The organism is Streptomyces sp. NPDC044033, assembly GCF_056434425.1.
Map to the genome: position 1 here is coordinate 337,827 of NZ_JBWKFF010000007.1, position 4,014 is coordinate 341,840.

General features: G+C 70.9%; 3 protein-coding genes. 2 read left to right on the forward strand and 1 reads right to left on the reverse strand.

Going from position 1 to position 4,014, the window contains the following annotated elements; translation table 11 throughout:
- On the reverse strand, nt 1-634 hold a 634-nt coding region (locus AC07AB_RS16060; protein WP_478566267.1), incomplete at its 3' end, for a hypothetical protein.
- 237 nt (nt 635-871) lie between these two features.
- On the opposite strand from AC07AB_RS16060, the gene AC07AB_RS16065 reads away from it, so the two are divergent.
- Both AC07AB_RS16065 and AC07AB_RS16070 read left to right on the forward strand, forming a co-directional pair.
- On the forward strand, nt 872-2,680 hold the full coding sequence (locus AC07AB_RS16065; protein WP_478566270.1) for a chitinase: 1,809 nt from the start codon (nt 872-874) through the stop codon (nt 2,678-2,680).
- A 171-nt stretch (nt 2,681-2,851) separates the two neighbouring features.
- Nucleotides 2,852-3,880, forward strand: coding sequence for a chitinase (locus AC07AB_RS16070; protein ID WP_478566273.1), 1,029 nt, complete (start codon nt 2,852-2,854; stop codon nt 3,878-3,880).
- Nucleotides 3,881-4,014 lie beyond the last annotated feature (134 nt).

Consider the following 4,014-nt stretch of genomic DNA (forward strand, 5'->3'; position numbering starts at 1 on the left):
TGGTTTGTGCTGGGTGGGTGGGTGTGAGTCCTTCCTTCCTTCCCTCCCCCCCCCCCTCTCCCCCCCCCCCCCCCCCCGCGACGGTGAGTGCGGTGGCGAAGCCGGGCGCGGCCGGGAGCTCCGCGCCGTCGACCGGGATGAGTCGCGGCGCCGGCCCGGCGAGCACGGCGAACCGGGTGCCCGGCAGCCAGGACTTGACGTGCGAGGCGAGGCCGACCTCGACCCGGTCGAGTCCGGCGACGGTGTCCAGCTGCGCGCCCGCGTGGATGTAGTGGGCGAGGAGGCGGGCGGCGCAGGCGAGGACGCCGGGGCTCAGGTCGGACACCGACAACTGGCGTAACTGGCGCGCGAGGACGGCGACGGCGAGCGGTGGCAGCGCGATCGGCAGGAGCGCGATCCGGTCGCTTTCGAGCATGGAGCGGACGGTGTGCAGGCGGCGCGCGTGCGGTACGGGGAGCGCCTCCGGGTAGAGCGCGACGACGTGGCCGCACCGGTCGAGGAGGGCGGCCATGTGCGCGATGGCGTCGTCCAGGGGCTGCGCGTCCGGGGGGTGGAGCACCGAGGCGGCCGGGGCCTGGCCGTCGGGCGGCCCGAGCACCAGGTCGGGGCTGGTGACTGCAATCGCGGTGGCCACGTCGGTTTCCCCGTTCACTCCGGCCGCCGGTGTCCCGGTGACCGCAGATGGACACTCCTCGCTACTGCCCTCGGCTGGTGCATCAGCACTTTATCCACGAATGCGGCGGGAGAGAACAGCCCGCCGGAGTTCTCGCAAACCCTTGACTGACCCAATGGTCTGGACCATCTTTACGCCCAAGCGGTGGCCACCGTCCCCAGAGCTCCTCCTTCAACACCCTTCCCACCGGAGGCAGTCGTGGACCGTACACGCCGCACCGCAGACCCCCGATTCAGACGCAGAACGGGACGTAACCGCCTGCGCGCCCTCACCGCGCTCGCCGCCGCCGCGCTCGCCGCGACCGGCCTCACCGTCATCGGCGACGGCGGGGCCGAGGCGGCGACCGCCGACAGCGCGGCCACCACCCGCCACTCGGCCGCTCCTCACACCTCGGCCACCGCCCGCCACTCGGCCGCCCCTCGCGCCTCGGCCGCCGCAAACCTCGCCAAGAACCCCGGCTTCGAGTCCGGCCTGGACAACTGGACCTGCTCCGGGGGCAGCGGCGCGGCCGTCACCACCCCCGTACACGGCGGCACGGGAGCCCTCAAGGCCACGCCCGCCGGGTCCGACAACGCCAAGTGCTCCCAGACCGTGAGCGTGCAGCCGGACTCCTCGTACACGCTGAGCAGCTGGGTGCAGGGTTCGTACATCTACCTCGGCGCGAGCGGCACCGGCACCACGGACGTCTCGACGTGGACCGCCTCGGCCTCCTCCTGGCAGCAGCTGCGCACCACCTTCAAGACCGGCCCGGCCACGAAGACGGTGACCATCTACACCCACGGCTGGTACGGGCAGCCCGCCTACTTCGCCGATGACTTCACCCTGGACGGGCCCGGCGGCGGCGACCCGGGCGAGCCGGTGCCGGGCACGCCCGGCGGCCTGGCGACGGGCGCGGCCACCTCCTCCTCCGTGGCCCTCTCCTGGAACCCGGTGACCGGCGCGAGCGGCTACAACGTCTACCAGGACGGCGCGCGGGTCCAGTCGGTGAGCGGCACCTCGGCCGTGGTGACGGGCCTCTCCCCGGCCACCTCGTACCAATTCCAGGTGGCGGCGGCCAACACCGCCGGCGAGTCGGCGAAGTCCGCGGCCGTCACGGGCACCACCAAGGAGGCCGGCCCCGGGCCCACCGTGCCCAAGCACGCCGTGACGGGGTACTGGCAGAACTTCAACAACGGCGCCACCGTCCAGAAGATCAGCGATGTGCAGAGCCAGTACGACATCATCGCGGTCGCCTTCGCCGACGCCACCACCACACCGGGCGCGGTCGAGTTCCGCCTCGACCCCGCGCTGAACTACAGCGAGGCCCAGTTCAAGGCCGACATCGCCGCCAAGCAGGCGGCCGGCAAGTCCGTCATCCTCTCCGTCGGCGGCGAGAAGGGCACGGTGTCGATCAACGACTCGGCCTCCGCGAACAACTTCGCGAACAGCGTGTACGCGGCGATGCAGAAGTACGGTTTCAACGGCGTCGACATCGACCTGGAGAACGGGCTCAACCCCACGTACATGACGCAGGCGCTGCGCTCCCTGTCGGCGAAGGCCGGGGAGAAGCTGGTCATCACCATGGCCCCGCAGACCATCGACATGCAGTCAACAGCGGGCGGCTATTTCAAGACAGCCCTGAACATCAAGGACATCCTCACCGTCGTCAACATGCAGTACTACAACAGCGGCGCGATGAACGGCTGCGACGGCAAGGTCTACGGGCAGGGGACCGTGGACTTCCTCACCGCCCTGGCCTGCATCCAGCTCGAAGGCGGCCTCGCCCCCTCCCAGGTGGGCCTGGGTCTGCCCGCCTCCACCAGGGGCGCGGGCAGCGGATATGTCTCCCCCTCCGTCGTCAACAACGCCCTCGACTGCCTCGCCAAGGGGACGGGCTGCGGCTCCTTCAAGCCCGCCAAGACCTACCCGGGCATCCGCGGCGCGATGACCTGGTCGACCAACTGGGACGCGAGCAACGGCAACGCCTGGTCCAACGCGGTCGGGCCGCACGTGCACGGGCTGCCGTAGCCACAGCCGCACCTCCAGCCCCACCTGCCCCTTTGTTGTACAGGTCTTGACAACCTTATTGGTCTGGACCACCTTGTACGGCAAGCCCAGGGGCCCCTGAGCGCGCACCATCACCACACCCCCCAACTCTCCCCCCACACGGAGGCAGTCGTGGTTCGCGCACGATCAACCATGTCCAACAGCAGGATCTTCACGGGTCTGGCGGCGGCGGTGGTGGCCGCCGCCGGATTCACCGGCGTCGGGTTCGCCAGTGCCGGGGCCGCCCACGCGGCGCAGCCCCAGGCCGGTCCGGCGGCCGGTTCCACGGCCGCCCCGGCGTCCGTGCCCAAGCACGCGGTCACCGGCTACTGGCAGAACTTCGACAACGGCGCGAAGGTCCAGAAGCTCAGCGACGTCCACGACGGCTACGACATCATCGCCGTCGCCTTCGCCGACGCCACCGCCAAGCCGGGCGCGGTCGACTTCCACCTCGACCCCGCGCTGAACTACTCCGAGGACCAGTTCAAGGCCGACATCAAGGCCAAGCACGCCGCCGGCAAGTCCGTCGTCATCTCCATCGGCGGCGAGAAGGGCACGATCTCCGTCAGCGACGCGGCGTCCGCGGAGAACTTCGCGAGCAGCGTGCACGCTCTGATGGAGAAGTACGGCTTCGACGGCGTCGACATCGACCTGGAGAACGGCCTCAACTCCACTTACATGAGCCAGGCCCTCAAGTCCCTCGCCGCGAAGTCGGGCGGCCACCCGGTCATCACCATGGCGCCGCAGACGGTGGACATGCAGTCGCCGTCGAACGAGTACTTCAAGACGGCGCTCGCCATCAAGGACATCCTGACCGTCGTCAATATGCAGTACTACAACAGCGGCGCGATGAACGGCTGCGACGGCAAGGTCTACGCCGCGGGCTCGGTGGACTTCCTCACCTCGCTCGCCTGCGTCCAGCTCGAAGGCGGCCTCGCCCCCTCCCAGGTGGGCATCGGAGTCCCCTCCTCCGCCAAGGCCGCGGGCTCCGGCTATGTGGCGCCGAGCGTGGTCAACGCCGCCCTCGACTGCCTGACCAAGGGCACTGGCTGCGGCTCGTTCAAGCCGTCGAAGACGTACCCGGATCTGCGCGGCGCGATGGCGTGGTCGACCAACTGGGACGCCGCCGCCGGTGACGAGTTCGCGGGTCAGGTCGGCGGGCACGTGCACAAGCTGCCGTAGCCGCGCCCGTCCGTACCGGCGCACCGACCGACCCAGCCGGGGGGGGGGGGGGGGGGGGGGGGGGGGGGGGGGGGGGGGAGAGGGGGCGGGGGGGGGGGGGGGGGAGACCACCGCCGCCCCCCCCCCGCCGGGCA

Coding starts and splice junctions, on each gene's coding strand:
- AC07AB_RS16070 (WP_478566273.1), top strand. CDS start 2,852: ATGTCCAACAGCAGGATCTTCACGGGTCTGGCGGCGGCGGTGGTGGCC.